This is a genomic window from uncultured Paracoccus sp., assembly GCF_945915435.1.
GTDB lineage: Bacteria > Pseudomonadota > Alphaproteobacteria > Rhodobacterales > Rhodobacteraceae > Paracoccus.
In genome coordinates this window covers 38020-63273 of record NZ_CAMEFG010000002.1, presented here as the reverse complement: position 1 = coordinate 63273, position 25254 = coordinate 38020, and the positions used below count along the sequence as shown (strand labels likewise).

General features: G+C 63.1%; 22 protein-coding genes and 1 riboswitch. Of the genes, 7 read left to right on the top strand and 15 right to left on the bottom strand.

Going from position 1 to position 25254, the window contains the following annotated elements; translation table 11 throughout:
* Positions 1 to 7: 7 nt before the first annotated feature.
* The 6 genes from Q0O97_RS01190 to Q0O97_RS01165 all read right to left on the bottom strand — a co-directional run bounded on the left by Q0O97_RS01190 (position 8) and on the right by Q0O97_RS01165 (position 8118).
* Positions 8 to 1654: a thiamine pyrophosphate-binding protein gene (locus tag Q0O97_RS01190; protein WP_294923623.1), complete on the bottom strand. Its 1647-nt coding sequence runs from the start codon at positions 1652 to 1654 to the stop codon at positions 8 to 10.
* Between the two features lie 188 nt (positions 1655 to 1842).
* On the bottom strand, positions 1843 to 2691 hold the full coding sequence (locus tag Q0O97_RS01185) for an EamA family transporter (protein ID WP_294923621.1): 849 nt from the start codon (positions 2689 to 2691) through the stop codon (positions 1843 to 1845).
* A gap of 47 nt (positions 2692 to 2738) precedes the next feature.
* Positions 2739 to 3407, bottom strand: coding sequence for a TetR/AcrR family transcriptional regulator (locus Q0O97_RS01180; RefSeq protein WP_294923619.1), 669 nt, complete (start codon positions 3405 to 3407; stop codon positions 2739 to 2741).
* A 32-nt stretch (positions 3408 to 3439) separates the two neighbouring features.
* Positions 3440 to 4285, bottom strand: a complete 846-nt coding sequence (locus Q0O97_RS01175) for a sugar phosphate isomerase/epimerase family protein (protein WP_294923617.1) — start codon at positions 4283 to 4285, stop codon at positions 3440 to 3442.
* Positions 4285 to 6021, bottom strand: a complete 1737-nt coding sequence (locus Q0O97_RS01170) for a hydantoinase B/oxoprolinase family protein (RefSeq protein WP_294923614.1) — start codon at positions 6019 to 6021, stop codon at positions 4285 to 4287. The genes Q0O97_RS01175 and Q0O97_RS01170 overlap by 1 nt, the downstream gene beginning before the upstream one ends.
* 12 nt (positions 6022 to 6033) lie before the next feature.
* A complete protein-coding gene (locus Q0O97_RS01165) occupies positions 6034 to 8118 on the bottom strand; it encodes a hydantoinase/oxoprolinase family protein (RefSeq protein WP_294923611.1) in 2085 nt (694 codons plus the stop codon).
* A gap of 222 nt (positions 8119 to 8340) precedes the next feature.
* Here Q0O97_RS01165 and Q0O97_RS01160 point away from each other — a divergent pair, with 222 nt between their 5' ends.
* From Q0O97_RS01160 to Q0O97_RS01135, 6 genes are all read left to right on the top strand, one after another.
* The gene (locus tag Q0O97_RS01160; protein ID WP_294923609.1) at positions 8341 to 9318 is read left to right on the top strand and encodes an ABC transporter substrate-binding protein; all 978 of its coding nucleotides are present in this window, start codon (positions 8341 to 8343) and stop codon (positions 9316 to 9318) included.
* Between the two features lie 10 nt (positions 9319 to 9328).
* On the top strand, positions 9329 to 10126 hold the full coding sequence (locus Q0O97_RS01155; protein ID WP_294923606.1) for an ABC transporter ATP-binding protein: 798 nt from the start codon (positions 9329 to 9331) through the stop codon (positions 10124 to 10126).
* Positions 10123 to 10914 carry an ABC transporter permease gene (locus tag Q0O97_RS01150; RefSeq protein WP_294923604.1) on the top strand — a complete coding sequence of 264 codons (792 nt, stop codon included), beginning with the start codon at positions 10123 to 10125 and terminating at the stop codon, positions 10912 to 10914. Before Q0O97_RS01155 ends, Q0O97_RS01150 begins: the two co-directional genes overlap by 4 nt.
* Positions 10915 to 10965: 51 nt before the next feature.
* The gene (locus Q0O97_RS01145; protein ID WP_294923601.1) at positions 10966 to 12054 is read left to right on the top strand and encodes a phosphotransferase; all 1089 of its coding nucleotides are present in this window, start codon (positions 10966 to 10968) and stop codon (positions 12052 to 12054) included.
* The gene (locus Q0O97_RS01140) at positions 12051 to 13397 is read left to right on the top strand and encodes an aminotransferase class III-fold pyridoxal phosphate-dependent enzyme (RefSeq protein WP_294923598.1); all 1347 of its coding nucleotides are present in this window, start codon (positions 12051 to 12053) and stop codon (positions 13395 to 13397) included. The genes Q0O97_RS01145 and Q0O97_RS01140 overlap by 4 nt, the downstream gene beginning before the upstream one ends.
* 257 nt (positions 13398 to 13654) lie before the next feature.
* Positions 13655 to 14524, top strand: coding sequence for a MurR/RpiR family transcriptional regulator (locus Q0O97_RS01135; RefSeq protein WP_294923595.1), 870 nt, complete (start codon positions 13655 to 13657; stop codon positions 14522 to 14524).
* An 8-nt stretch (positions 14525 to 14532) separates the two neighbouring features.
* Here the strand turns inward: Q0O97_RS01135 and Q0O97_RS01130 are convergent, their stop codons facing one another.
* The 9 genes from Q0O97_RS01130 to thiC all read right to left on the bottom strand — a co-directional run bounded on the left by Q0O97_RS01130 (position 14533) and on the right by thiC (position 24112).
* Positions 14533 to 15252 (bottom strand): aspartate/glutamate racemase family protein, encoded by a 720-nt coding sequence (locus Q0O97_RS01130; protein ID WP_294923591.1) that lies wholly within the window; start codon positions 15250 to 15252, stop codon positions 14533 to 14535.
* Complete coding sequence (locus Q0O97_RS01125) at positions 15249 to 16157, bottom strand: ABC transporter substrate-binding protein (RefSeq protein ID WP_294923588.1); 909 nt, start codon at positions 16155 to 16157, stop codon at positions 15249 to 15251. Before Q0O97_RS01125 ends, Q0O97_RS01130 begins: the two co-directional genes overlap by 4 nt.
* Positions 16158 to 16168: 11 nt before the next feature.
* On the bottom strand, positions 16169 to 17344 hold the full coding sequence (locus Q0O97_RS01120) for an ABC transporter ATP-binding protein (protein ID WP_294923585.1): 1176 nt from the start codon (positions 17342 to 17344) through the stop codon (positions 16169 to 16171).
* A 4-nt stretch (positions 17345 to 17348) separates the two neighbouring features.
* A complete protein-coding gene (locus Q0O97_RS01115; RefSeq protein ID WP_294923582.1) occupies positions 17349 to 18185 on the bottom strand; it encodes a carbohydrate ABC transporter permease in 837 nt (278 codons plus the stop codon).
* Positions 18185 to 19132 carry a sugar ABC transporter permease gene (locus Q0O97_RS01110; protein ID WP_294923579.1) on the bottom strand — a complete coding sequence of 316 codons (948 nt, stop codon included), beginning with the start codon at positions 19130 to 19132 and terminating at the stop codon, positions 18185 to 18187. Before Q0O97_RS01110 ends, Q0O97_RS01115 begins: the two co-directional genes overlap by 1 nt.
* Positions 19133 to 19160: 28 nt before the next feature.
* Positions 19161 to 20381, bottom strand: a complete 1221-nt coding sequence (locus Q0O97_RS01105) for an extracellular solute-binding protein (RefSeq protein WP_294923575.1) — start codon at positions 20379 to 20381, stop codon at positions 19161 to 19163.
* 46 nt (positions 20382 to 20427) lie between these two features.
* Positions 20428 to 21846: a Xaa-Pro peptidase family protein gene (locus Q0O97_RS01100; RefSeq protein ID WP_294923572.1), complete on the bottom strand. Its 1419-nt coding sequence runs from the start codon at positions 21844 to 21846 to the stop codon at positions 20428 to 20430.
* A 318-nt stretch (positions 21847 to 22164) separates the two neighbouring features.
* Positions 22165 to 22323: a hypothetical protein gene (locus Q0O97_RS01095; RefSeq protein WP_294923569.1), complete on the bottom strand. Its 159-nt coding sequence runs from the start codon at positions 22321 to 22323 to the stop codon at positions 22165 to 22167.
* Positions 22310 to 24112, bottom strand: coding sequence for a phosphomethylpyrimidine synthase ThiC (thiC, locus tag Q0O97_RS01090; RefSeq protein ID WP_294923566.1), 1803 nt, complete (start codon positions 24110 to 24112; stop codon positions 22310 to 22312). Before thiC ends, Q0O97_RS01095 begins: the two co-directional genes overlap by 14 nt.
* A gap of 81 nt (positions 24113 to 24193) precedes the next feature.
* A riboswitch (TPP riboswitch) is annotated at positions 24194 to 24313 on the bottom strand.
* A gap of 178 nt (positions 24314 to 24491) precedes the next feature.
* Between thiC and Q0O97_RS01085 the strand changes: the two genes are divergently transcribed.
* Positions 24492 to 25016, top strand: a complete 525-nt coding sequence (locus tag Q0O97_RS01085; RefSeq protein ID WP_294923563.1) for a DUF3016 domain-containing protein — start codon at positions 24492 to 24494, stop codon at positions 25014 to 25016.
* Positions 25017 to 25254: the final 238 nt, after the last annotated feature.

The following is a 25254-nucleotide window of genomic DNA, read 5'->3' as shown; positions in this document are numbered from 1 at the left end:
GGCTTGGCTACATTTCGATTTTCGCCGGATCGAGCCGCAGGTCGATCAGCACGGGTCCCCGCCGTTCGCGAATGGCAAGACAGGCTGCTTCAAGCTGGTCGCGATCCGTCACGCGAAGCGACCAAAGACCCATCGCCTGTGCGACTGCCGCGAAATCGGGCGGGTCGATCATCGACAGGTCGGGGGGCATGTTGCGGTTCGTGAACTGCACATGTTCCGCGCCATAGCTGCCGTCGTTGCAAACGATGATGATCAGATCCAGCTTTTCGCGCCGGACAACCGACAGTTCGGACAGGCCCGACAGCAGAAAACCGCCATCGCCGACGACCAGCACGGTCGGGCGATCCGATACCGACGCCGCGGCTCCGACCGCCTGGCCCATGCCGCAGCCGATCCCGCCGAAATGGCTGGTATAGACCAGGTCCGAAGGGCACGAGACCGGAAGATGCCGCCACGCGGTGGTAACGAACCGGCCCAGGTCCGCCACCAACACACGCCGATCCGGCAGCGCCTTGCCAAGACGCCGCAAAGCGGGCGCGAAATCGACCGTTCCCGGCGCCATCGCCGCAAAGGGCAGGTCCTGCCCCGCCGCGCGCGCCTCGTCGGCGATGCGCGATGCCAGATCTTCGGTCGTGGCCCCCGATGCCGGGATCTCGGCCATGTCGAGCAGTTCGATGATCGCCTCGGCGGTAGCGGGGAGGTCGCCGAACAGCCGGATCGAGGGCACATCCAGCCGCGGCGTTTCCTGCATATCCGGCAGAATCTGGATGATGCGCTTGTCCTTGGTATAGGCGCCCATCTCGGTCGTATGCTTGCTGAGGCTTGCCCCAAAGGCCAGGATGCAGTCCGAACCGGCGATCTGATCCGTCGCGGTCGGGTGGCTGAGACCGCCGCAGATGCCAAGATCGAACGGCTCGCCCGAAAACAGGCCCTGGGCTTTCAGGGTCGTCGCCAGCGGCGCCTCGATCCGCCGCGCCAGCTGCAGGATCGCCTCGCGCGCCCTGGCTGACACGGCACCGCGCCCGGCAAGGATCAGCGGCCGGCGGGCCGAGGCAAGCATGCCGACCGCCTCCTCCAGCAACTCGCCCGAGGCGGCAGCCATCCGAACGGCCTGCATTTCCATCGGAATGCCGCGCGGCCGGACATCCTGCCATTGCAGATCAATGCGCATGTTGAACACGACCGGCTTGCGATGGTGGGCGGCAAGCCTGAAGGCGCGGGCCAGGTCGTCGATGGCGGTGTCGGGACCGTGCATCTCGACAAAGAGGGCGCCGGATGCGGCAACCACTTCGCGCTGGTCGATCTTTTGCAGATGTTGCGTATCCCCCGGCGCCGTATCGCCACACAGCACGACCAACGGAATGCCGCCCTTTGCGGCCTCGGTCAGCGCGGTCATCACATTGGTCAGCGCCGGTCCATGCGTGACGGTCGCAACGCCGGTCCGCCCCGTCACCTGCGCTGCCCCGATGGCTGCCAGCACCGCATTCGCCTCGTGCGTGCAGGCGATATAACGCCCCTGCCCGTTCCTGCGATAAGCATCGACCAGGAACAGATTCGCATCGCCAACCAGCCCGAACAACCGCGTCACCCCCATCCGGATGAGGCTTTCCGCAAGCAACTGGTGCAACTTCATGACGGGGGCGGCATCTTTCACGGCAGCATCTCTACTCTGGCTCGATCAAAGGCTAACCAAGCACCATCAAGGGGAAAAGCTCAATTTAAGACCGTTAAAGTTCCATTTTGGAACTTTAAACCGGACATGGATACGGACCACCTCATAAGCTGCATGCAGGTTCAGCAAAGCGCCGTTCCGGCATGCTTCATGGCGATGCGCTTCCGCGTCTAACCCCGGCCTTTCAACGTCAGGCCGATTGACAGGAAAACCATCGCCACGCCCAGAATTTGCTGGGCATTCAGGGTTTCCTGCATGACCCCGATACCCAGAACCAGCGCCACCACCGGGCTGAGAAAGGCCAGGACCGAAACCCGGCTGCCCAGTCTCTGCACCCCGCTGACCCAGAGCCAGTATCCCAGGGCGGTGACAAACAGCGTCAGATAGCCCAGACCCAAGGTGTTCCGGCTGTCCCAATGCGTCGGCAATCCCTCGACAAGCAGCGCGACCGGCAAAAGCAGCGCGCCCCCGATCAACAGTTGCCATGTCGCCATCTGCCTCGGCGGCGCAAGATTGCGCCAGCGCTCCATCAGCACGATGCCAAGCGCCATCGACAGGGCCGCTCCGATCCCGGCCAGCACGCCCGTCAAATCGTAGGCAAGGCCGCCGTTCAGCACCATCAGGCCGACGCCGGCCATTCCCAGCACGGCCAGCGCGATCCGGCCTGCCCCCGGCCGCAGGCCCAGCAGCGGCCATGCCAGAAGTGCGACCAGCAGCGGCTGGCACGCGGCCAGTGTCGCGGTGATGCCACCCGGCAAGCGCGCGGCACTGATCAACAGCAGCGCAAAGAACACCCCGATATTCGTCAGCGCCAGAACCGTGACGGGAAACAGGATCCGAAGCGACGGCAGGCGACGAACGAACAGCAACATCAAAAGCCCTGCCGGCAACGCTCGCAGCGCCGAGATCAGCAGGGGATAGTCTGTCGGCAGCGTCTGGACAAAGACGACATAGGTCGTGCCCCACAGCATCGGCCCGATGGCGGTGCCCATGAAGCGGCCAGCATTATGGGTGGACATGCCAATCCTCGTGGTCGCGACATTGCGGTTTGCGGTGATCGACCCGCTCAGCGCGCCAGTTCCGGCGTCCAGTCGCCCGGCTGCGGTTCGCGCGTCAGATAGCTGATGACCATATCGACCAGATGCGCCTGGCGATGCTCGATATTCTCGGGCGCGCTCAGTTTCCGATTGAACAGCATCGACAGGGTATGCCTGTTGGACAGGTAGAAATAGCCCAGAGCCGAAATCGAGATGTAAAGCTCGACCGGATCGACGCCTTTGCGAAACACGCCCTGCTCTTCCCCGGCTTGCAGGATTTCGCGCAGGTTTTCGGACAGCCTGTCATACATGCTGCGGATGATCGTCGACTTGGCGAGATGCCTGGCTCGATGCAGGTTTTCGGTGTTCAGCATCACGATCACGTCGGGTTCCTCGACGAAAACGCGAAAGGTGTTCTCGCACAGCCGGATCATCGCGTTGAGCGGATCGAGTCCGTTCACCGGCACATCGCTCTGCCGGCGGCGAAGCGTCTCGTAGGTGCGTTCGAGGATGCGGATATACAGATCCTCCTTGCCGCGAAAATAGTGGTAAAGCAGGTTCTTGCTGACCTTCGCCCGCGTCACGATGGCATCGACGCGCGCACCATCATAGCCACGACGGGCGAACTCGGCCTGTGCCGCCGCCAGGATCTTTTCCTGTGTCCGTATCGCGTCCCGAATAGCGGGTTTCTCCGCCATCTGCCCCCCTACCACTTCCGTCGAAGGACCGTTCAGCACGGCGCCTTCCGCCTTTCCGCCACATATGGCGCACATCGTTCGACCGAGACGGCGACGGTTTCGTTGCCATCACGCAACCACCAGTCGAGTTTCGAGAACAGCTCGATCTCGAAGGGGCCGTCGTAACCGATCTCGTCGAGAAGCGCCTTGTAAGCCGCGAAATCGATCACGCCGTCGCCGATCATGCCCCTGTCATGGTATACATCGCGGGTTGGCACAAGCCAGTCGCAAAGGTGAAAGGTAAGAATGTTCTCGGGCCCTGCCGCGCGCAAACCCGGCATGAAACCGGCGTCCCACCAGCAATGATAGGTGTCGGCGACGATGCCGGTCCCTTCGCCCAGACTGCGGCAGAGATCCAGGCAATGGGCAAAGCTGTTCAGGCAACTGCGATCCGCCGCATACATCGGATGCAGAGGCTCAAGGCCCAGCTTGACCCCGACCTCGCGGGCATGGGGCAGAAGTTCCTCCAGCGCCCCGATCACCCGCGACCGCGCCGCCGCCAGATCCTTCTCGCCCGTCGCCAGCCCGCCCGGCACGACCACCAGGCAGGGCGCACCGATCTCGGCGGCGGCGTCCAGCCGGCGGCGGTTTTCGTCAAGGGCTGCGTTGAAACCATCCTTGTCGGCAATATTCACCCAGGCGCTGGTGCAAAGGCAGGGCACGAACAACCCGGCATCGCGGATCAGCCGGGCACCCTGCCTGATCCCGGCAGCGTCAAGATACTCCATCCAGACGCCGATCCCGGCGACACCTTGCCGCGCATAGCCGTTCACCGCCTGTTCAAGGGTCCAGTCGCGCGTGGTGATCTGGTTGATCGCGAAACGCCGCAGCGGGGACATCAGACGACCTCCGGCTGACGATCACGCAACTCCGCCGTCGCTTTTTCGTCGATCTGCCCGTCGTGGATCACGACCCGGTAATGCTCACGGGCGAAAGCCGGGGTGATCTTGCCATCCAGCGCATCTTCCAGCACCTTTTCCAGCGGACGTTGCAAGGGGTCGCCATAACCGCCGCCGCCAGCCTGTTCATGGCGGATCACATCGCCCTTGCCGACGTTGCGCGTGACCTTGCTGTCCAGCAGTTCGAATGCGCCGCCGCTCAGGCTGAGCAGATTGCGCGAGGGCGCCGCCGGATTGCCGCCGAACAGCCCATAGGGCCGATGCTCGTAACGGTCGGCGCGCAGTTGCAGCACCGCATCCTCGGCCAGCAGGCGATATTGGCGCACCACGCCCAGGCCACCGCGCTGCCTGCCCGCCCCGCAAGAATCGGTGCGCAGCGAATATTCCTCGATGCGGATCGGATAGGTCGATTCCATCAGCTCGACCGGCATGTTCGACATGTTCTGCGACGGGTTGGTGATCGCGTCGATGCCGTCCTTGGTGGCACGCGCACCCAGGGCACCGTTGATCATGTCGACCATCACGAAGGGCTGGCGGGTCTGCTTGTCATAGCCGCCCAGGCAAACCACCGAATTGCCGCCCTCGCCCGCCGCGGATACGCGCGTCGGCACGATCTTCGACAGCGCACCAAGCACGGTATCGACCACGCGATAGCCGGTCAGGGCGCGCGCCGCGACGGGCGCCGGAAAGTGCGGGTTGAGGAAACTGCCCTTGGGTGCGCGGATGTCGACGGCGCGATACATGCCCGAGTTGTTCGGCACCTCGCTGTCCAGCGTGCAGCGGATCGCCAGATAGGTCGCGGACTTGACGAAGGACAGGGTCGAGTTGATCGCACCCTTGACCTGCGGCGCGCTGCCGGTGAAATCCACGTCCAGATGGTCGTCCTTGACGGTGATCGTCACCTTGATCGGGATCGGCGCCGGATCGAAGCCGTCGCCGTCGATGTAATCGGTGAACTCATAGCTGCCGTCCGGCCATCTGGCGATCTCGTTGCGGGTCAGACGCTCGCCGTAATCGAGGAAATCAGCAAGGAATCGATTGAAGGCGGGCGCGCCGTATTTGTCGACGATGCGCAGCAATTCCCGTTCGCCAAGCGCGCAGGTCGCCAACTGGGCCTCAAGATCGCCGATGACCAGATCCGGCAGGCGCACGTTGCGGCCGATGATGTCGAAGACGATTTCGTTGCGGACCCCGCGATCGTAAAGCTTGAGCGGCGGCAGGCGCAGCCCTTCCTGGAATATCTCGGTCGAGTCGCTGGCGTTCGAGCCGGGCACGCGGCCACCCACATCGCAATGATGGCAGATCACCACCGAAAAACCCAGATGTTCGTCGCCGTGGAAGATCGGCTTGAACATGAAGATGTCGGGCAGGTGCATGCCGCCTTCATAGGGGTCGTTGAAGATGATGACGTCGCCGGGATGCAGGTCGCCTTCGAACCGTGCCAGCAGCGCCTGCATGGCGTCGGGAACCGCCCCCAGATGCAGCGCCACGGTCTTGGCCTGCGCCAGGATACGGCCCTTGGCGTCGCACATGGTGGTCGAATAATCCAGCACGTCGCGGACGATGGGCGAACGCGCCGTCCGCATCACCGTATAGGCCATGTCGTCCACGATGGATTCGACGGCGCTTTTCAGCACGGCGAAGGTAATCGGGTCGTTGGTGGATATCTCGGTCATGACCGGCGCTCCTTACGAAAGACGGATGTGGAGGTTCAGGAAGTCGTCGCGCTCGACCGTGGCATCCGGCGGCACGACCACCGTGCTGTCGTTCGATTCCACAATGACCGGGCCATTCAGTTTGCGCGGCGAACGTGTGCGGTCGTAGACCGGGGTTTCGATCCAGCCGGTATCCTTGCCGAAATAGACCCTGCGCTGTGCGACCGGCCCCGCCTCTTCGTGATCGGGGGCCGAAAGCTTGCGGAAATCCAGCCGCCCCTGCCGAAGTCCTCGCCCGGTCATGCGGATGCCGACGACCTCGACGGCATCGGACGAGACATAGCTGTAGATCGAGCGGTAGGTCTCAAGGAAATCCTCGCGCACGCGGGCGGGATCGAAGGGTTCCGCAAAGGGAATTGCCAGCGACATCTCCTGTCCGCGAAAGCGCATGTTCGCTTCGGGCAAAAGCTCCATGACATCGTCCGGGATACCCTCGTCCCGCAGGATGGCCACGGCTTGCTGGCGCAGTTCCGCAGTAGCGCAGGCCAGTTTCTCCAGATCGACATTCTCGACCACATCGCCGACGGGGGCGGTGAAATAACGTTCGACGTCGCTCGAAAGCATGCCCATAGCGGTGAACACGCCGGGCGTGGCCGGAACCAGCAGCTTGTCCATCGACAAAAGCCGTGCAATGGCGGCGGCATGGACGGGACCGGACCCGCCAATGGCGACCAGCGTGAAGTCGCGCGGATCCACCCCCCGTTCCACCGTCACGGCACGGATGGCGCGGGCCATGTTGGCGTTCACGACCTCGCGGATGCCATAGGCGGCCTCGGTGACATCAAGTTTCAACGTCTCGCCCAGCCCGGCGGCGATGGCGGTCTGGGATGCGGATTTGTCCAGATGGCGCGCACCGCCCGCCAGTTCCTCGGGCAGATAGCCCAGAACGAGGTTCGCGTCGGTCACCGTCGGCTTGTCGCCGCCAAGCCCGTAGCAGGCCGGTCCCGGATCGGCGCCCGCGGAAACCGGACCCACCCGGACCAGCCCGGCGCTGTCCAGCGAGGCGATCGAGCCTGCGCCGCTGCCGACTTCGGCGACATCGACGGTCGGCACGCTCATCATGTAGCCGCCCGCCTTGATGAAGCGCGAAGGCGTCGATATCCCCGCACGGAATTCATATTCGCTGACCCGGCTCAACTCGCCGCCATTGACCAGCGAGGCCGAGGCGGTGGTGCCGCCCATGTCGAAGATGACAAGGTTTTCCTGCGCCAGCGCCTCGCCCAGACGCGCACCGCCAACAGCCCCGGCGGCGCGCCCGGACGAGATGAAGAACACCGGCTTCTCGCAGGCGGTTTCCGCCGAGGCGAGCGCCCCGTTCGAGTTGCTGACCAGCAGGGGCGCGTTCACGCCCAACCGGCTGATGCCGGTTTGCAGGCGTTGCAGATAAGCGGCCAGAACCGGCCCGACATAGGCGTTCACGACCGTGGTGCTGGTGCGTTCGTATTCCTTGGCCTCGGGCAGGACGGACACCGAGGTGGTGATCTGGACCTTGGGGAACCGCGCGCGGATCAGTTCCTCGGCGCGCTGTTCGTGGACCGGGTTGCGATAGCTGTTGAGAAAGCAGATGGCGATGGATTCCACGCCCGCCTCGACCAGTTCGGCTGCGGCGGCGATGACGCTTTCCTCATCCAGCGGCGTGATGACGCTGCCGTCGGCGGCGATGCGTTCCCGTGCCTCAAGCCGGTGCCGGCGCGGGATCAGCGGAACGGGCTTGTCCCATTGCAGGTCGAACATGTTCGGCGTGCGCAGGCGGCCGATCTCAAGCACGTCGCGGAATCCCGCCGTGGTGATCAGCCCCGCCCGGGCACCGACCTTTTGCAGCAGCGTGTTCGAGCCGACGGTGGTGCCATGCACGATCTCGCGCACATCACCGACCGAGATACCCGAATCCCTTACCAGGTCCGAAATCCCGGCGATCACCGCCTCCTCCGGCGCGGCAGGGGTCGAGGGGACCTTGGCATGATGCAAACGGCCGTCACCCTCGATCATCACCAGATCGGTGAAGGTTCCGCCGATATCGACGCCGATTCGCGCCGTCCTGGTCGTCGAGACCGTCATGATTCTTACCCTTGTTGGACTAGTTGGTTAGTTTAGTAACATGTCGATTTCCAAACCAGCAAGTGATTTTTTATCTGTTATATAACAGCAAATTACATGAATTTTTTGCAGGATATAGCAAAGAAACTTGATTACTATTGGACTAGTAGTGCTATTAATAGACTCAGAAACAGAAAGGCTTGCCGGGCGATTCGCCGCAGCCCACACCACAGGAGAGGACGAATGAAAAAAGTGCAGAATCTATCGTCAGCCACCATCGCGCTGCTGATCCTTGCCAGTCCGCTGTCGGCGCAAGAGCCGCTTACGGTGCGGCTGGACTTTTCGCCCTGGGGCGTCCACGCCGCCATGCACCTTGCGCAAGAACAAGGCTGGTTCGAGGAAGCCGGGCTGTCGGTCGATATTCAGGATGGGCGCGGGTCGGGCAACACGTTGCAACTGGTCAACGCGGGGCAGGCCGATGTCGGCCAGATCCAGCTTGGCCTGGTCCCGTCGGCCCGTCAGGGCGGGGCGCAGGTGACGTCCTTTGCAGGTTTCGTCCGCCGCACCGATCTTTGCGTTCTCGTCGACAAGGATGCCCCCATCGAAAAGGTCGAGGATCTGAGGGGCATGACCCTGGTCGTCTTTGCCGCCAGCCCCTGGGCGCCCTATATCGACACTTTCCTTGCCGCCGGGGAACTCGACCGCGACAACACCACCATCGAGTTCGTCGACGCATCAGCCCTGTGGGGAACCTATACGGCCGGTCGTGCAGACGGGATGATGTCCACCGTTTCCTCTGCCCTGCCGCTGGCCGAGGCGTCGCGTCCGTCGAAATGCGTGACCTCGGATGCTGCCGATCTCTATTTCCCCAGCTATGGCCTGATCGCCTCGGATCAGACTCTCCAGAATCGGGCCGACGACCTCAGGAAACTTGTCGAAGTGCAACAGCGCGCCTGGGCCGAACTGGCCGAAAACCCCGATCTGGGCGTCGAGGCCATGATGGCGCAGCGGCCGGATGCCATGCTGAATCCTGATGTTCTGCGCGAGCAGATCCGTCTCTCGGTCGAATATTTCGACACCCCAGCAACCGAGGGTCAACCGATCGGCTGGCAGGCAGCGGAGGACTGGGAACTCGCGCTGGAAGGGATGGAACGGGCAGGGGTCGTCACCTCCGGCTGGCAGGTCGGTGATTATTTCACCAACGACCTGATTCCCGAATAAGGAAACGGGCATGAACATGACGGTCACACCTCCGGCCGAGCCGTATCTTCGCGTCAGCGCCACGGACAAGATCTATCCCTCGCCTCATGGAGAGATTGTCGCCCTGAGCGATATCAACCTGGACGTCCAGCCGGGTGAGTTCATCAGCATCGTCGGCCCAAGCGGGTGCGGCAAAAGCACCCTGATGAAATGCATCGCGGGACTTGAGGACATTACCTCGGGCAGCATTTCGGTCTCGGGCAGGCCTCTGGCTGGCCCACCCGACCGGATGGGCGTCGTCTTTCAGCGCGACGTGCTGCTGGACTGGCGCACCATCCTGGACAACGTGCTGCTGCAAGCGGAGTTCCTGGGCCATTCGCGCGCGAAATATCGGGATCGTGCGATGCAGCTTCTGGAACGCTTCGGGCTGAAAGGGTTTGAAAACCGTCACCCGTGGGAGCTTTCGGGCGGCATGCGGCAGCGCGCCTCGATCTGCCGGGCCTTGCTTTGCGATCCCGATCTGCTGCTGATGGACGAACCTTTCGGCGCGCTGGATGCGATGACCCGCGACGATCTGAACGTCGAATTGTCCCGCATCTGGCAAGGCAGCAACAAGACGGTGATCTTCATCACTCATTCGATCTCGGAGGCGGTGTTTCTCGCCGACCGGGTCGTGATGATGTCGCGCGGGCCGGGTCGGATCGTCGATGTCTTCGACGTTGACCTGCCGCGCCCTCGCCCGCTGTCCATCCGCGAAACCGAAGCCTTCGGGGTCTATGCCCAGCGCATCCGCCATCACTTTGCCGAACTCGGAGTCATTCAGGAATGAAAAACAGTTTCGCCGCAAAGCTGATGCGGGACAATCGCTCGCTGGATATCGTCCTGGTGCTGCTCGGCACGATCGCGCTGTGGGAGGTCGGAGTGCGGATATTCAATCCCCCCGCCATCATCCTGCCCGCGCCTTCGGCCATCTGGGCGGCCTTCATGCAAAGCCCCTGGGTCTTTATCCGCAACATGCTTTATACCCTTTCGACGACGGGTATCGCCTTTGCCATTTCGGTCGCGCTCGGGGTGATCATGGCCGTGGGCATCGTGCAGTCGAAGTTCCTCGAACGCACGGTCTATACCCTGCTCATCGCGGTCAATTCGGTGCCCAAGGTCGCCCTGGCGCCGCTGTTCGTGATCTGGCTGGGCACCGGCATGGCGTCGCAACTGGCCGTGGCGGTCATGCTGGCGATCTTTCCCATCGTGATCAACACGGTGCTGGGCCTGCGCTCGGTCGATCCGGACATGCTGAACCTTGCCAAGGCGACGCGGGCCTCGAAATTCGACATCATCTACAAGATCCGGGTGCCGAACGCCCTGCCCTCGCTGTTTTCGGGCATGAAGGTCGGCATCTCCTTCGCGCTGGTCGGCGCCATCGTGGGGGAATTCGTCGCCGGAGGCCGGGGACTGGGCTTCCTGGTCCTGACCGCGCAGGGCCAGTTCGACACCACGCGGGTCTTCGTTTCACTGGTGCTGCTGGGTGTGATGGGCACGATCCTGTTCTACGCCGTCGACGTGATGGAGAGGGTCGCCCTGCCGTGGCACAGCTCGCAACGTCAGCCCAACGCATGAAGCAGGGGCGGGAGCATCCCGCCCTATTCCACTCGATCTGAAAGGCATCCGATGTCCTCGACCAATCTTCTACGCGCCGGTGGCCTTGCAACGCCGTTCAGGTCGATCCCTGCCGACGAGGCGCTGACGGTGCTGGGGGCATATTATAACGTGGCCGGCACTCTCAAGCGCCTGGACACCGAAAAGGACGATACCTTCCTGCTGACCACCCCCACGCGGGAACGGTTCATCGTCAAGTTCTCGAATCCCGACGAGGATCCGAACGAACTGGCGCTTCAAGCCGACTTGCTGGACCATCTGGCAAGGACCGATCCCGACCTGCCCGTGCCCCGCATCATCGGTAACCGTGATGGCCGGTCTTTCTTCACCATCGCGGATGGTCATGGGCAGTCACGGATGGTTCGGATGCTTACCTATCTGGAGGGCATGCCGCTTGACCGGCTCGAACCGGCTGGCGACGAATTGGCCAGGGTCGGCGCCACCCTGGCGCGGTTGCGGCTTGCCACGGCCGACTTCTCTCATCCACATGACGAGCGGGAAATTGCATGGGATGTTCAGCACCTGCCGAAGCTTGCCTTTCTGCTGGACGGCGTGGCCGATCCCGGACACCGCGCCATGCTGGCCGAAGGACTGGATCGCTTCAACCAGATCGAGAGCAGGCTGAAGGTCTGCCGCCGTCAGGTGCTGCACAACGATTTCAGCCGCTCCAACATCGTCGTCGACCGGAACAGTCCGGCTTTCGTGACCGGCGTGATCGATTTCGGCGATGCAGTGCGCACCTATATCGTGGTCGATCTTTCGACGGCGCTGCTCAATCAACTCGACCCCGCAGGCGGACCGGCAATGTTTGAACCCTGCCGCAACCTGCTTGCCGGTTATCTTGCCGTGGCCGACCTGACCGCCGAGGAAATCGAGGTTCTGCCCCATCTGATCATGGCTCGGGTCATCGCGCGCGCATTGATCACGACATGGCGCGCCCGGCAGTTTCCGGATAATGAGCCATATATCATGCGAAACACCCATCAGGGTTGGGGCCAACTGCGCCGGTTTCTCAGCCTGCCAGCGGACGAAATCAGCCAGACATTCGCATCAAGCGCCGCAAGCGAGGCGGCCCGCAATACAGAGGAGGCACGGATATGAATGCCAATGACAAGCCCCGTATCAATATCGGCATGGTGAACGGGTTCGACCCGGACGACATGGACAGGCTTGATCCGGCGATGCAGGACATGATCCGCCAGCGCCGCCGCCTGCTGGGTCCGGCCTATCGGCTGATGTATGCCGAGCCGGTTCAGATCAGCCTCGCGCTGGGCACGAAAATGTGGGACCGCGACGGGAATGAATATCTCGATGCCTACAACAACGTCGTGTCGGTCGGCCATTGCAACCCGCGGGTGGTCGAGGCCGTGCATCGGCAGATGCAGACGCTCTGCACCCATACCCGCTATGTGCAGGAAGGCATTCTGGCATTCGCCGAACAGATCGTGCCCAGTTTCGGCGCTCCGATCGAACACATCATGTTCACCTGCACCGGCTCCGAGGCGAACGATCTGGCATTGCGCATCGCCATGCATCAGACCGGGCGGAAGGGTATCGTCATCACCTCGGAGGCCTATACCGGAAACTCGCATCTGACGGCGGGGCTGTCGCCCTCGCTTGGCAAGAAAAGCCCGCTGGGGCAGTGGGTGCGCCGTATATCCGCACCAGATTCCTATCGCATGAAGCCGGCCGAGATCGGCGCCATACTGGCCCGTCAGGTCCAGCATGAAATCGACGAGTTGGAACGTCGCGGCGAAGGCATCGCCGCCTTCATCGCGGATTCCCTGTTCTCTTCCGATGGCATCTATGCCCATCCGACCGACATCTTGCAGCAGATCACCGAGGTCGTTCATGCCGCCGGCGGAGTGGTCATCGCCGACGAGGTGCAGGCGGGATTCGGACGGTCGGGCGACCGGCTTTGGGGATTCCAGCGTCATGGACAGGTGCCGGACATCGTTACCTTGGGCAAGCCGATGGGGAATGGTTTCCCCGTCGCGGCGGTCGCGATACGCGGCGAGGTGATCGAGCGCTTCGGCAACGAAATGCGCTATTTCAACACGTTCGGCGGCAACACCGTGGCTGTCGCAGCGGCAAAGGCAACCTTCGATGTGATCCGCGACGACAGGTTGCAAGAGAACGCGGCGCGTATCGGCACCATGATCCAGGAGGGGCTGCGCAAGATCGCCCAAGAGGATGGACGCATCGGGGACGTGCGTGGCGCAGGTCTCTACATCGGGGTCGAATTCGTCAAGGACCACGACAGCAAGGAACCGGATTCGGCCACAGCCCTGGCCGTGGTCGACGGTCTGCGGCAACGGCGTGTCCTGATCTCGGCCACCGGTCATCACGCCAATATCCTGAAGATCCGTCCGCCGCTGGTGTTCTCGGAAAGCGACGTGGACCGGCTGCTGACCGAAACCCGACATGCGCTGGCCGCGATCTGACAACAAGGGGCGGTCCGAAAGCTTCAGGCCGCCATCGACCCCGAACATCCCTGCCGATGGCGTTTGATCCGTTCGGTCTGGCCCAAGGGCATCAAACGCCATCCAGTTCCGCCGGATCGCAACGGGGCAACAAAGGCCCAATCCTTCCCGATATAATCCTTCCCGATATACGGTATCCCCTTCCGCCTTTTCCTCTGGAGGCATGGTGCCCTGTCCATTAGGCTGGTGTCATTTCCGCCCCAGCCACCGAGCGCAAGATGAACAGTTCGACACGATCTCTCGAAGCGCGCATCTATGCTGCCTATGCCTCGCTGTCGCCGGCAGAGCGGCGCCTTGCCGATGTCATGCTGGAACATCAGATGGATCTGGCGCTTTATACCGCCGCCGAACTTGCCAGAGAGGCGCAGGTGTCCACCGCCACTGCCGCACGGCTGATCCGCACACTTGGATACAGCTCGTATCCGGCGGCAAAGCGCCAGATCCGCGAAGCGACGCATTGGGGTTCACCGCAGGGCGGCGTTCTGGACAAGCCGGAAACCTCTCCGGGTGTGCTGTCCCTTTCGACGGTGGTCCAATCCACCATCAACAATATCCATGCCACGGTGAACGGCATTCCTGCGGCCACGCTCGATGCGATATGCTCTGCAAGCACTTCGGCGGAACGGGTCTGGATCATCGGATTGCGCAACGGCTTCGGCCTTGCCCATTATGCGGCGCATTACTTCGGGCTGGTCAAGGATGACGTTCGCGTTCTGCCTGCGACCGGCACGTCGATGGCGCATGAACTGGCCGGCGTGCGAAAGGGCGATCTGGTCATGGTGTTCGCATTCCGGCGCCGGCCGAAACTGCTTCCGCGCCTGATAAGCGAGCTACGATCCGCTGGCGCCGTTGTAACGCTCATCACCGATATCAGCGCAGCCGAAAGCGCCAGAACGGCCGATCATGTGATCCGTTGCCGCTGCCATTCCCCTGCACCGTTCAACTCGCTTTCGGCAGCCACGACGATCATCGACTATATCTGCTGGCACATCTTCGCCCGCCAGGAAAAGGAAAGCGTCGCCCGCTTCCAGCGCATAGACCGCTATGTCGAGTTGATGGATCAGGTCGCAACTCCGCGCCGCGAGTAACGGAGAGGCTACCCCGCGACAGGTGGAAGCTCATCAATACGCGACGGCAACGCCCAACCCCCAATCTTGGACGGGCGGTGGCCTGATGCGGCAAGAGCTTCGGCCAGCCGGACGGCAGCATCGACGCCGTCAACGACCGGGACGCCCAATTCCCGCGTCAGTTCGTTCGCCAGATCGGCCATTCCCGCACATCCGAGAACCGCAGCCTCGGCCCCGTTGCGCAACCCGGTGCCGATCAGTTCAGCGATACGTTCCTTCGCACCGCTTCCGGCACGGTGAAGATCCAGAACCGGGATGTCGCTGGCCAGCACCTGCGGACAGCGGCGGTCGAAACCATAGCGCAGGATGTTGGCCCGCAAGGTCGGAACCGAGCGTGAAAGGGTCGTCACCACGCAAAACCGCTGCGCAAGCAGGCTGGCCATGTGCAGGGCCGCCTCGCCCAACCCGATCACCGGGCGCGCGGACATGGCGCGGGCGGCATCCAGGCCGGTATCGTCGAAACAGGCGATGACATGGGCGGCGGCCCCGTCCTGTTCCGCCTTTCGGATCGCCTGCAACAGGCCCGGCACGCAAAGCGCGCCGTCGAAGGGACCTTCGATGGCGGCCGGGCCTGCGGGCGACTGGTCGATCAGGATCCGGGTTCCCGGCCCGGCAGCACGCCGCGCCGCCGCGCCGATCATCCCGGTCATCGCCTGTGTGGTGTTGGGATTGATGACCGCGATCTTCATTCTGCGGGTTTCGACGGTGCGGTGGGCCGGGAATCGTTCAGAACCTCGTAGGGAATCGGTTGCTCGATCAGATGCCCGTCGGCGATGCCGTGCTGCCATCTTTCATAGCCTTCGGGGTCGATCCTCGGGGTCGTCCACATGCCATGCGCGCGATAGGTTCGCGCGGCTTGCAACAAAACCTCGGGCGGCAGGGCGGGAAAGGTGCGGGTGAGAAAATCAATATAGGATTCGGGTTCGCGGGACGCGATCCAGTCCATCCCGCGCTGCAAGGCCCGGCAGAATGCCGTCTGAAGCTGCAACCGCGCGTCATCCGCCGGCCCAAGCGCGTAATAGACGCTCCAGGGGATCGGGCCGCCCTCGACGGGAAAGGCCTGGACGATATGGCAGCGCCCCCCGGCCGCCAGTTTCAGCGCGCCGGGATAGTCGGTCACCAGGTAGTCCCCCATCCCGCCCAGAAAAAGCTGGGACAGCATTGCCCCGTCGAGGTCCTGGATGAACCCGCTGCCTGCGAGGTCCAGCCCCTCTTCCCGCATCCGCATCTTGAGGTAGAGGCCGACGCTTGCGCCGTTGCTTCCCTTCATCAGGACGGTCTTTCCCGGCAGGTTCCGCCAGTGGAAATCCTCGGCCCGTTCGCGCCCGACAAGGGCAAGGGGCGCGCGCGCCGCGATCTGTGCGAACGGCACCAGGTGATCGGCCCGGCCGCGATACATCGAGGGCACCCAGATCCCGCCAAGCGCGGCGCTGGCCGTCCCCTCGCGCAGATCGTCCAGCACCCGATCCCACGGGCGGGGCACGCTGGCGGTGACCTCAAGCCCCTCATCTGCGAAGAAGCCCTGATCCACCGCGACATATTCCGGCAGATAGTTCAGGCTGTGGCCCGTGGCGGTAACGTGAAAAGCGGTCATGGTCCTGTCCTTCATGCCGATTGCGGCAAGCCTTGCGCGGGCGTGTCGATTGCCACGCCAGTCGCCTGCGAATACCAGTTGATCTTCGAGGGATCGTAACTCAGCCCCACCCGATCGCCGTGGGAAAGGCCCGGATTCCCCGGCAGCCGCACGAAAAGCAGATCCTGCCGCAACAACGTGCCGGAAGAGACGTTCCCTTCGGAAACGACCCGGCAGCCCAGAATGACCTCGGCCCCCAACCGCTCGACAAGCGCGATCTCGACAGGGATATCACCCTGGCCCTGCGGCATGAGCCGGAAATTCTCGGGCCGGATGCCAAGAATCGCATCCTTTTCGGAAGGCAACGCATGGCCCGCCTGCCAGCGGCAACCCTCAAGGGAAAGATGGCCGTCTTCTATGCCGACGTTCAGCAGATTCATCGGCGGCGCGCCCACGAAACGCGCCACGAAGGTGTTCGCAGGACGTTCATAGATTTCGTCCGGTGTGCCTACCTGCTGGATTTCGCCCTTGTTCATCACGATGATCTTGGTGGCCATCGTCATTGCCTCGACCTGATCGTGGGTGACGTAGATGAAGGTCTTGCGCACCCGCTGGTGCAGGGCCGATATCTCGGACCGCATCTGGGTGCGCAGCTTGGCGTCAAGGTTTGAGAGCGGCTCATCCAGCAGGTAAAGCGACGGATCGCGAACCAGCGAACGCGCCAGCGCCACGCGCTGCCGCTGGCCGCCGGACAGTTGGGCCGGGCGGCGATCCATCAGGGCCGTCAGTTCCAGTTGCTCGGCCATCCGGTCGGTCCGCTCGACGATATCGGGTTCGTTCATCATCCGCCAGCGCACGAAACTGCTGACGACGGGGATATGATGCCATTTGCGAAAGCGGTCCATCAGCAGCGGAAAGGCGATATTCTCGCGCACGGTCATATGCGGATAAAGCGCATAGGACTGAAAGACGAAGGCCACGCCGCGCTGGCTGGGTGTCCAGGTCCCGACATCGGTGCCGTCGAAACGCAGCGCCCCGCCGGTGATGTCGCTAAGCCCGGCGATCATGCGCAGCAGGGTCGATTTCCCGCAGCCCGACGGCCCCAGCAGGACAAGGAATTCACCATCCTCGATGTCGGCGTCGAATTGTGGGATCACCTGGGCGTTGCCAAAGCTTTTGCGAACGCGGTCAAGCTGGATATGGGGCATGTGATTATCCTTTCACGGCGCCGGCGGTGATCCCCGCGACGATCTTGCGCTGGATCAGCAGGAAGAAGACGACGGCGGGCAGGCTGAAGATCAGCGCCGAACTCATCACCGCGGAAAGCGGCGTTTCATATTGGCCGATGAACGAGGCAAGGCCGACGCTTGCGGGCCACAGGCTGCTGTCCATCAGGAAGGTCGCGGCAAAGAGGTATTCGTTCCACCCCGCGAAGAAGGCGATCACCGCCGCCGCCGCCAGCGAGGGCGCGATGATCGGCAGCACGATCATGGTCAGGACGCTGATCCGGGGACAGTTGTCCACGGCGGCGGATTCCTCGATCTCATAGGGAACCGCGTCGATCGCGCCCTTGATGATGAAGGCCGCGACGGGCAGCGAAAAGCCGACATTGGCCAGCACCAGCCCGGTCAGGCTGTTGAGCAGCCCAAGGCTGATGAACATCGCGTAAAGCGGGACGAGGATCAGCGCCTCGGGGACGACCTGCGTCATGAACAGCAGAAAGCCGATGATGCCCTTTCCATGAAACCGGAACCGGCTCAGCCCATAACCCGCGAGCGAGCCGAGGATCAGGCTGAGAAGCGTCGTTCCGACCGCCACGATGCCGGTATTGGTCAGCCAGCGCAGAAGAGGAAGTTTCGCCAGCTCCTCGGCTGCGGCGGGAAGGTTCGACAGTTGCGGCCAGGGCACCTGTCCGGTGTTGTAAAGCTCGGCATTGGTGGAAAGCGCGGTCGTGGCCATCCAGTAGATCGGGAAACCGCCAAAGATGACGAGCACCACGATCAGCAGGATATGCAGCAACGAGCGGGTGGCGGAGGTCAGCCGGTTCATCAACTTTGTCCTTTCTGCCGACGACGGTTGAAGGCCGCATGGATCGCGGCGACCAGAAGCGCGAGGATCAGGCCGATCACGCCATAGGCGCTGGCAAGGCCCAGATCGTGGTTCTCGAAAGCGACCTGGCGCAGCTTGACGATCAGGGTGCTGGTGCTGCCGATCGGGCCGCCGCCGGTCAGCAGATAGATGATGTCGAAGCGCCGGATCGACCAGACCGCGACCAGCAGCGACACCAATTGCAGCGTCGGCATCACATGCGGCAGCGTCACCGCGCGAAAGATGTTCAGCGCATCCGCACCGTCGACGCGGGCGGCCTCCTTCACCTCTTGCGGGACGGATTGCAGGGCGGCAAGCATGACCAGCATGACGAAGGGCGCGACCTGCCAGACCGTCACCAGCAGGACCGAGGACAGCGCCATATCGGTGCTGGTCAGCCAGGAAATCCGCTCCAGCCCCAGGCTGGTCACGATGCTGTTCAGCACGCCGGACCGTTCGTTGAAGATCCACAGCCAGACCAGCGCAGCCGCCACGTTCGGCACGGCCCATCCAAACAGCAGGATGGCCCGCACCAGCGTCCGGCCCGGAAACGGACGGTTCAGCGCCAGCGCGGCCACGGTTCCGATGGCCACGCCGATGACGACGGCCAGCGCCGAGTAAACCAGCGTGACATACAGCGCCGAGTAGAAGTCCGGGCTGTCGAACAGCCTTTCATAATTGCGCAACCCGATGAATTCGCTGCGATTGGGATTGGCCAGCCGCGTGCGGGTGAAGCTGAGCCAGATCTGGCGGCCCAGCGGCCAGAACATGAAGACGGCAAGGTAGATGACCGGCAGCGCCATGAAGGCATAGGGCAGCAACCGTCTGAGCCTTGCCGTCGCCGCCGGGCGCCCGCCTGTCGTGGGCCGCACGGCCACAGGCTGCGCGGATTGCGAAGAATATGCCATGAGGGCCTCCTGCGTTGCGCCGCGTCACTCAGAACATCTGGTCGATTCTGCCCTGGGCCTTTGCCAACGCATCCTCGGGGGCGATGCCCGTCACCAGAACCTCTTCGACGGCCTCCATGACGGGGCGCATGATCTGGGTGGTTTCGACCTCATAGCCGGGGATCAGAACCGAGCGGGAATCCGTCGCCAGTTCCGCAAAGACCGGCGCCCAGGGGTTGTCGGCCACGAATGCCTCGTCCAGCGGCACGTCGGTCGCCAGCGCATCCGGCCCCGAAGCCTTGCGCAGGGCCGCCTGTGCCTCGGGCGTGACCAGCCATTTCAGAAAGGCCATCGCCTCATCGGGGTGTTTGCTGTTGGCGTTCACGGCGACATAGATCTGCTGATGCGCGCCCGGATGGGGAAAAGGCAGCGGCATCGATTCGATCAGCCCGCTGTCCATCGCTCCGCCCGACGCGATGTTCAGCGTGCCGCCCGAATTGTCGATGCTGAATCCGACCTGCGTTTCCTTGAAGCGCGTGCGCTGCGTCGGCATGTCGTCCCCGATGGGGATGATCCGCGCATCGTAGACCTGCTTGAAGGCGGCGATGGCCTCGGCGGCCTCGGGTGTATTGATGGTCAGATTGCCGTCGCCATCGACCCAATCCACGCCATAACCATAGGCCCAGTTCTGGAAGTCCATGTAGAACCCGGAAAAATCGCTGATCTGGTGGCGCGAGGTGAAGCCGATCGCCCCGGTTTCGGCCTGCACGCCCTGCGCGCTGGCGATCAGCTCCGAAACCGTCGTGGGCGGCGTCACACCGGCCCGCTCCACCAGGTCCGCATTGTAGATCAGCGCATAGACGGCGCGTTGCCAGGGGACCCCCAGCGTCACCCCGTCAAGGATGCCGTTGTCCTTGGTGGCGTTCAGTTCGACGCCTTCCACCGCCTCGCCGACATCGACCAGCAGACCCGCATCGGCAAGCGCAAAGAACACGCCTTCCTGCAAGATGGCGATATCCGGTCCCATTCCGGCCCCGAATTCGGTCATCATCCTGTCGCCGTAATCCTTCGACGGAACGCCCAGCGCCTCCAGGCGGACATTCGGCGCCTCGGTCTCGTATTCCTTCAGCACGCTCCACAGGCTGTCTCCGCGCAGGGCGTCGAGCCATTGCGAATTCGCGATCACCAGCGTCACCGGCTCTTGCGCATGCAGCGGAAACGCGACGGCCGAGGCAAGAAGCGCGGCGCGCGCAATGGATGAAACGGTCATTTCTTTCTCCTGTTGGTCGGTCGTTGTCTTATTGGCCGCCGGCGCGTCAGACCGGCACACGATGGGGTGCAAGGGGGGTGTGACGGCTCAGGTTTTCGCAGCCGTCATCCGTGACGAGATAGCAATCCCCGATATTCGCGCCGGCCACCTCGGGTTCCAGCCATTGCGAATGCAGAACGAAGGTCATCCCCTCTTCGAATCGGTCATGGTTGTTCGAGGCGATGTTGTAGGGCTGGAATTTCGGCATCGAGACCGAATGCCCGACATTCGGATTATGGGGACCGTGGGTTGCGGGATAGACATGCATCAGCTTGCGGCCCATCGCCTCCCAATCGGCGTCCGGGACGTGACGGCGCGGGATCAGGCGGGGCGAACCGTCGTCATTGGCCGCCCAGTTGTAGGGCATCGTCCGGCTATCAGCGGAATTCAGATAGCCCCGCCGGATGTAAGGCTCGAACGAGGCATCCGCCGCCGTCGAGACCAGCGCGCCGGGACGAACGCAGGCCGCGGCGGCCTCGACCCCCTCGAGGCACATTTGCAGCACCTCCTCTTGCTTGTCGGTGATGTCGCCCACGGCGATCATCCGGGCGATCTGGGCGGTATAGCCGTGATAGCTGACCGCCGAGATATAGAGGTTGATCAGGTCGCCGGGCCGCACGACATGGCCGTAAGGCTTGCCGCAATGGGTGCCGAAACGGTTGACGCCGATCTGATAGCCGTCCCCCCATTCACCGCCCCGCGCCATCTGGGCGAAGGTGAAGGCGGCATAGATCTCGTGATCCGTCACGCCCGGCCGCGTAACGTGATACGCCGCCTGCATGCCGATGCTGGCCAGTTGCGCCGCAGCGCGAATGATGGCCTGCTCGCGCTTGCTGCGGCGGCGTTGCATCCGTTCAAGGATACCCGCATCCGGCACGAAGCGGCTACGCTTCAGGCGTGCCTGCAAACCGGCCCAATACGGCTGCGAAGTCGCATCGCCAAACAGGCCGATCTGGCTGGCAGAAAATCCGTTGCCTTCCAGATAAAGGGCAACCGCCTCGACCACGCGGTCGACGGTGCGACCGGGGCGGTTGTAGGTTTCGCGGCCCCATGTTCCAACCTGCCAGATATCTTCGACCAGCACAGGCTCGCCTCCCGGTGGCAGCAGGACCGAACTGCTGTAGAAGGAAAACAGGGTCAGAGGCAGGTTTTCGTCGGTAGGAATGACCAGAACCCCCTCGCGCATCCAGTCGCAGAGATAGCGCAGATAGGAATTCGACACCCGATAGGCCCCGATGCTGTCGGCATGGGCCAGGATCACGTCATGCCCGGCGATGGTGGCCTCGCGCCGGATATGGCGCAGCCGCTCGACGAACTCCGATTCGGGCAAGGGGTCAATGGGCGTGAATTCGAAGTCGGGCTGAAAGCCGTCGAGAAGGCTTTCCGATGGTGTCGCGCTTGTGATGCGGTTGGCCGTGTGCAGCATGAATTGGCTCCCTTTCGAAGGGAACTATCAGCAAGGTCATCCAGTATTGCAATAAAAATTTCAGAAATAGATACCCGATACGCTTCGGAACCAGAATGGTCCTGACGACGATCAGATCAAGTTATGACTATAAATTTCAATAACAATACAACCACCTTTTGCGAATTTCCCAAGTTCTTGAAGACCATGACCAGCATCGATTGACCCTGACGAATGTCGAAAATTTTCCCGTTTTTGTAATAAATATTTCATTCCATGAAAACCAAGGGACGCGATAGCAGATAAAGCAATCGGCAACCCTGTCCTGTCCGCGCCACGTCACCAGCAGAGCAGGGCCGCCAGCCCGAGCCAGTTCAGCGCGACGCGGCAGAATGGCTTGCGCAATAGGCTCTGCTCGTCGGGCAGAGCCTGCCATGAGCGATGCGGTTTCGCCTGTGCGAAACCGCCCGAGGGATCTCTCTGCTCAGGCCCCGTCATTCACCGGCATGTAGAGGTCGCCGCCCTCGCGGTATTTTTGCGCCATCTTCGCCATGCCTTCCTTCTGCGCCTCGGCGCGGATGTCGTGGGAAATCCGCATCGAGCAGAACTTCGGCCCGCACATCGAGCAGAAATGCGCCACCTTATGCGCCTCTTTCGGCAGGGTCTGGTCGTGGAAGCTGCGCGCCGTTTCCGGGTCCAGCGACAGGTTGAACTGGTCCTCCCAACGGAACTCGAACCGGGCGCGGGACAGGGCGTCGTCGCGGATCCTGGCCGCCGGGTGTCCCTTGGCAAGGTCGGCGGCATGGGCGGCGATCTTGTAGGTGATGACGCCCACCTTCACGTCGTCGCGGTCGGGCAGGCCCAGATGCTCCTTGGGGGTGACGTAGCACAGCATCGCCGTGCCGAACCAACCGATCATCGCTGCGCCGATGCCGCTGGTGATATGGTCGTAGCCCGGCGCGATGTCGGTGGTCAGCGGGCCAAGGGTATAGAACGGCGCCTCGCCGCAGACGGCAAGCTGCTTGTCCATGTTCTCCTTGATCTTGTGCATCGGCACATGACCGGGGCCTTCGATGATGACCTGGCAGTCCTTGGCCCAGGCGATCTGCGTCAATTCGCCCAGGGTCTCCAGTTCCGCGAATTGCGCCGCGTCGTTGGCATCGGCGATGCTGCCCGGACGCAGCCCGTCGCCCAGGCTGAAGCTGACGTCATAGGCGCGCATGATGTCGCAAATCTCGTCGAAACGTTCATAGAGGAAGCTTTCGCGGTGGTGATGCAGGCACCATTTCGCCATGATTGACCCACCACGCGACACGATCCCGGTCACGCGCTCCACCGTCAGCGGGATCATGTGCAGCCGCACCCCGGCATGGATGGTGAAGTAATCCACACCCTGCTCGGCCTGTTCGATCAGCGTGTCGCGGAACACCTCCCAAGTCAGGTCCTCGGCGATGCCGCCGACCTTTTCCAGCGCCTGGTAAAGCGGCACGGTGCCGATGGGCACGGGCGAATTGCGGATGATCCATTCGCGGATGTTGTGGATATTGCGGCCCGTGGACAGGTCCATCACCGTATCCGCGCCCCAGCGGGTGGCCCAGACCATCTTCTCGACCTCTTCGGCCATCGAAGAGGTCACTGCCGAGTTGCCGATATTGGCGTTGATCTTGACCAGGAAATTGCGGCCGATGATCATCGGTTCGGCCTCGGGGTGGTTGATGTTGGACGGGATCACCGCCCGCCCGCGCGCCACCTCGTCGCGCACGAATTCCGGCGTCACGAAATCGGGGATGGCGGCGCCGAAATCCTGTCCGTCCCGAGGTGCATCGCGCAGCGCCTTGCGGCCCAGGTTCTCGCGGATGGCGATGAACTCCATCTCGGGCGTGACGATGCCGGCGCGGGCATAGGCAAGCTGGGTGACCGCCTTGCCGCTGCGCGCCCGCAAGGGCCGGTGGCGGGTGGGAAATTCGGGCGTCAGCCGATCACCCGAGACGAAGCCGTTATCCTCGGGCTTCACATGCCGCCCGTCATAGGTTTCCACGTCGCCGCGCGCCGTGATCCAGCCTTCGCGCAGGCGCGGCAAGCCGCGTTCGATGGCGATCCGGGCCGCCGGATCGGTATATGGCCCCGAGGAATCATAGACCGTCACCGGCGGCTCGCCCGCGCTTGGACGCAGGGCGATCTCGCGCATGGGCACGCGGATATCGGGGTGGATCACACCCGGCTTGAACACCTTGGCCGAGGCGGGCAGCGGTCCGGTCGTCACCGTCGGGGTTTCGTTGGTTGTCATGTCGAGGCTCCTCGCGTCGCAGCAATGGAGACCCAGGCACTGACGGGAAGGAGAATGCCCCCATATTGGCCGCATGCGACCGGCAGGGCATCCGCACCGTCCCTACGCCAGTATGAACTGGATCAGGTTCATAGGGTCACTGCGCTGCCTTGCGGCCCAGCAGAATCTCAGCCCCTTGACGGGACCCCCCTGGTGGAAACCGCAGGATGCGAAGCCGGGACAAGGTTGTCAACCGCCGCGCAGACGGCAATCCGCACGACCTCAGCCTTGCATCCATCCCCGCGAAATGGCGGGGCACCGACCTGCCCGCCTCGGCTTTGCATTCCGGCGCGACCGTCACCATATGGTCAGATGCAGACCCATGACGCGGAGGTTGTTCATGCTCAGGGCACTCTGTCTTTCCGCCGCGCTCGCGCTGCCGCTGCTGGCGGTTGCGCCGCTTCCGGCCGCTGCCGAAGTCACCGTCACCTATGTCGCACCCGAAAGGTTCCGGGACCGCGAATTCCGGCAGGAGCGCAGCCGCGCCTCGGCGCTGGCCGAGTTCGACAAGGCGTTCGAAGGGCTGGCCGCCCGCCACCTGCCTGCCGGGCAGGACCTGGCGATCGAGGTGCTGGACATCGACCTTGCGGGCGATTTCGAGCCGTGGAACTTCGACTATCGCGATGTCCGCATCATGCGCGCGACCACGCCGCCGCGGATCCGGTTCCGCTACACTCTGACCCAAGGCGGCCAGGTGCTGGCGCGGGACGAGGTTCGGCTCAGCGACATGAACTATCTCGCCGACCCCGCCGCGCGCAACAGCACCGAGCGCTTCGCCCATGACAAGCGCCTGCTTGAAGACTGGTTCAGAAAGACATTCGCCAATTCGGCGCGCATTCGGGGCAATGGTCCGTCCGGGGTTTAGCGGCGCGGGTGGCTGTGGATCAGATTGGGCCACGCCCAGAGTCTTTGCTACTGCCCGCGCCGGAAATCGCCGTCCAGCGATGAGCCGGGCATCGGTTACGACCCGGAGCCACCCTTTTCGGCGCGGACCCCATTAAGTCGATTCCGGCATGGCGCCGATCACCCTGGAAGCGGGCCTTGTCCCGCGCCTGCGAACAACCGGGCAGAGGAAATGGTCCGAAATGCTGGTTCCGATGGCT

Excerpts from the sequence above, each read along its gene's own strand:
- Q0O97_RS01185 (WP_294923621.1), bottom strand. The coding sequence starts at position 2,691 with ATGTCCACCCATAATGCTGGCCGCTTCATGGGCACCGCCATCGGGCCG.
- Q0O97_RS01180 (WP_294923619.1), bottom strand. The coding sequence starts at position 3,407 with ATGGCGGAGAAACCCGCTATTCGGGACGCGATACGGACACAGGAAAAG.
- Q0O97_RS01175 (WP_294923617.1), bottom strand. The coding sequence starts at position 4,285 with ATGTCCCCGCTGCGGCGTTTCGCGATCAACCAGATCACCACGCGCGAC.
- Q0O97_RS01170 (WP_294923614.1), bottom strand. The coding sequence starts at position 6,021 with ATGACCGAGATATCCACCAACGACCCGATTACCTTCGCCGTGCTGAAA.
- Q0O97_RS01165 (WP_294923611.1), bottom strand. The coding sequence starts at position 8,118 with ATGACGGTCTCGACGACCAGGACGGCGCGAATCGGCGTCGATATCGGC.
- Q0O97_RS01160 (WP_294923609.1), top strand. The coding sequence starts at position 8,341 with ATGAAAAAAGTGCAGAATCTATCGTCAGCCACCATCGCGCTGCTGATC.
- Q0O97_RS01155 (WP_294923606.1), top strand. The coding sequence starts at position 9,329 with ATGAACATGACGGTCACACCTCCGGCCGAGCCGTATCTTCGCGTCAGC.
- Q0O97_RS01150 (WP_294923604.1), top strand. The coding sequence starts at position 10,123 with ATGAAAAACAGTTTCGCCGCAAAGCTGATGCGGGACAATCGCTCGCTG.
- Q0O97_RS01145 (WP_294923601.1), top strand. The coding sequence starts at position 10,966 with ATGTCCTCGACCAATCTTCTACGCGCCGGTGGCCTTGCAACGCCGTTC.
- Q0O97_RS01140 (WP_294923598.1), top strand. The coding sequence starts at position 12,051 with ATGAATGCCAATGACAAGCCCCGTATCAATATCGGCATGGTGAACGGG.
- Q0O97_RS01135 (WP_294923595.1), top strand. The coding sequence starts at position 13,655 with ATGAACAGTTCGACACGATCTCTCGAAGCGCGCATCTATGCTGCCTAT.
- Q0O97_RS01130 (WP_294923591.1), bottom strand. The coding sequence starts at position 15,252 with ATGAAGATCGCGGTCATCAATCCCAACACCACACAGGCGATGACCGGG.
- Q0O97_RS01125 (WP_294923588.1), bottom strand. The coding sequence starts at position 16,157 with ATGACCGCTTTTCACGTTACCGCCACGGGCCACAGCCTGAACTATCTG.
- Q0O97_RS01120 (WP_294923585.1), bottom strand. The coding sequence starts at position 17,344 with ATGCCCCATATCCAGCTTGACCGCGTTCGCAAAAGCTTTGGCAACGCC.
- Q0O97_RS01115 (WP_294923582.1), bottom strand. The coding sequence starts at position 18,185 with ATGAACCGGCTGACCTCCGCCACCCGCTCGTTGCTGCATATCCTGCTG.
- Q0O97_RS01110 (WP_294923579.1), bottom strand. The coding sequence starts at position 19,132 with ATGGCATATTCTTCGCAATCCGCGCAGCCTGTGGCCGTGCGGCCCACG.
- Q0O97_RS01105 (WP_294923575.1), bottom strand. The coding sequence starts at position 20,381 with ATGACCGTTTCATCCATTGCGCGCGCCGCGCTTCTTGCCTCGGCCGTC.
- Q0O97_RS01100 (WP_294923572.1), bottom strand. The coding sequence starts at position 21,846 with ATGCTGCACACGGCCAACCGCATCACAAGCGCGACACCATCGGAAAGC.
- Q0O97_RS01095 (WP_294923569.1), bottom strand. The coding sequence starts at position 22,323 with ATGACGGGGCCTGAGCAGAGAGATCCCTCGGGCGGTTTCGCACAGGCG.
- thiC (WP_294923566.1), bottom strand. The coding sequence starts at position 24,112 with ATGACAACCAACGAAACCCCGACGGTGACGACCGGACCGCTGCCCGCC.
- Q0O97_RS01085 (WP_294923563.1), top strand. The coding sequence starts at position 24,492 with ATGCTCAGGGCACTCTGTCTTTCCGCCGCGCTCGCGCTGCCGCTGCTG.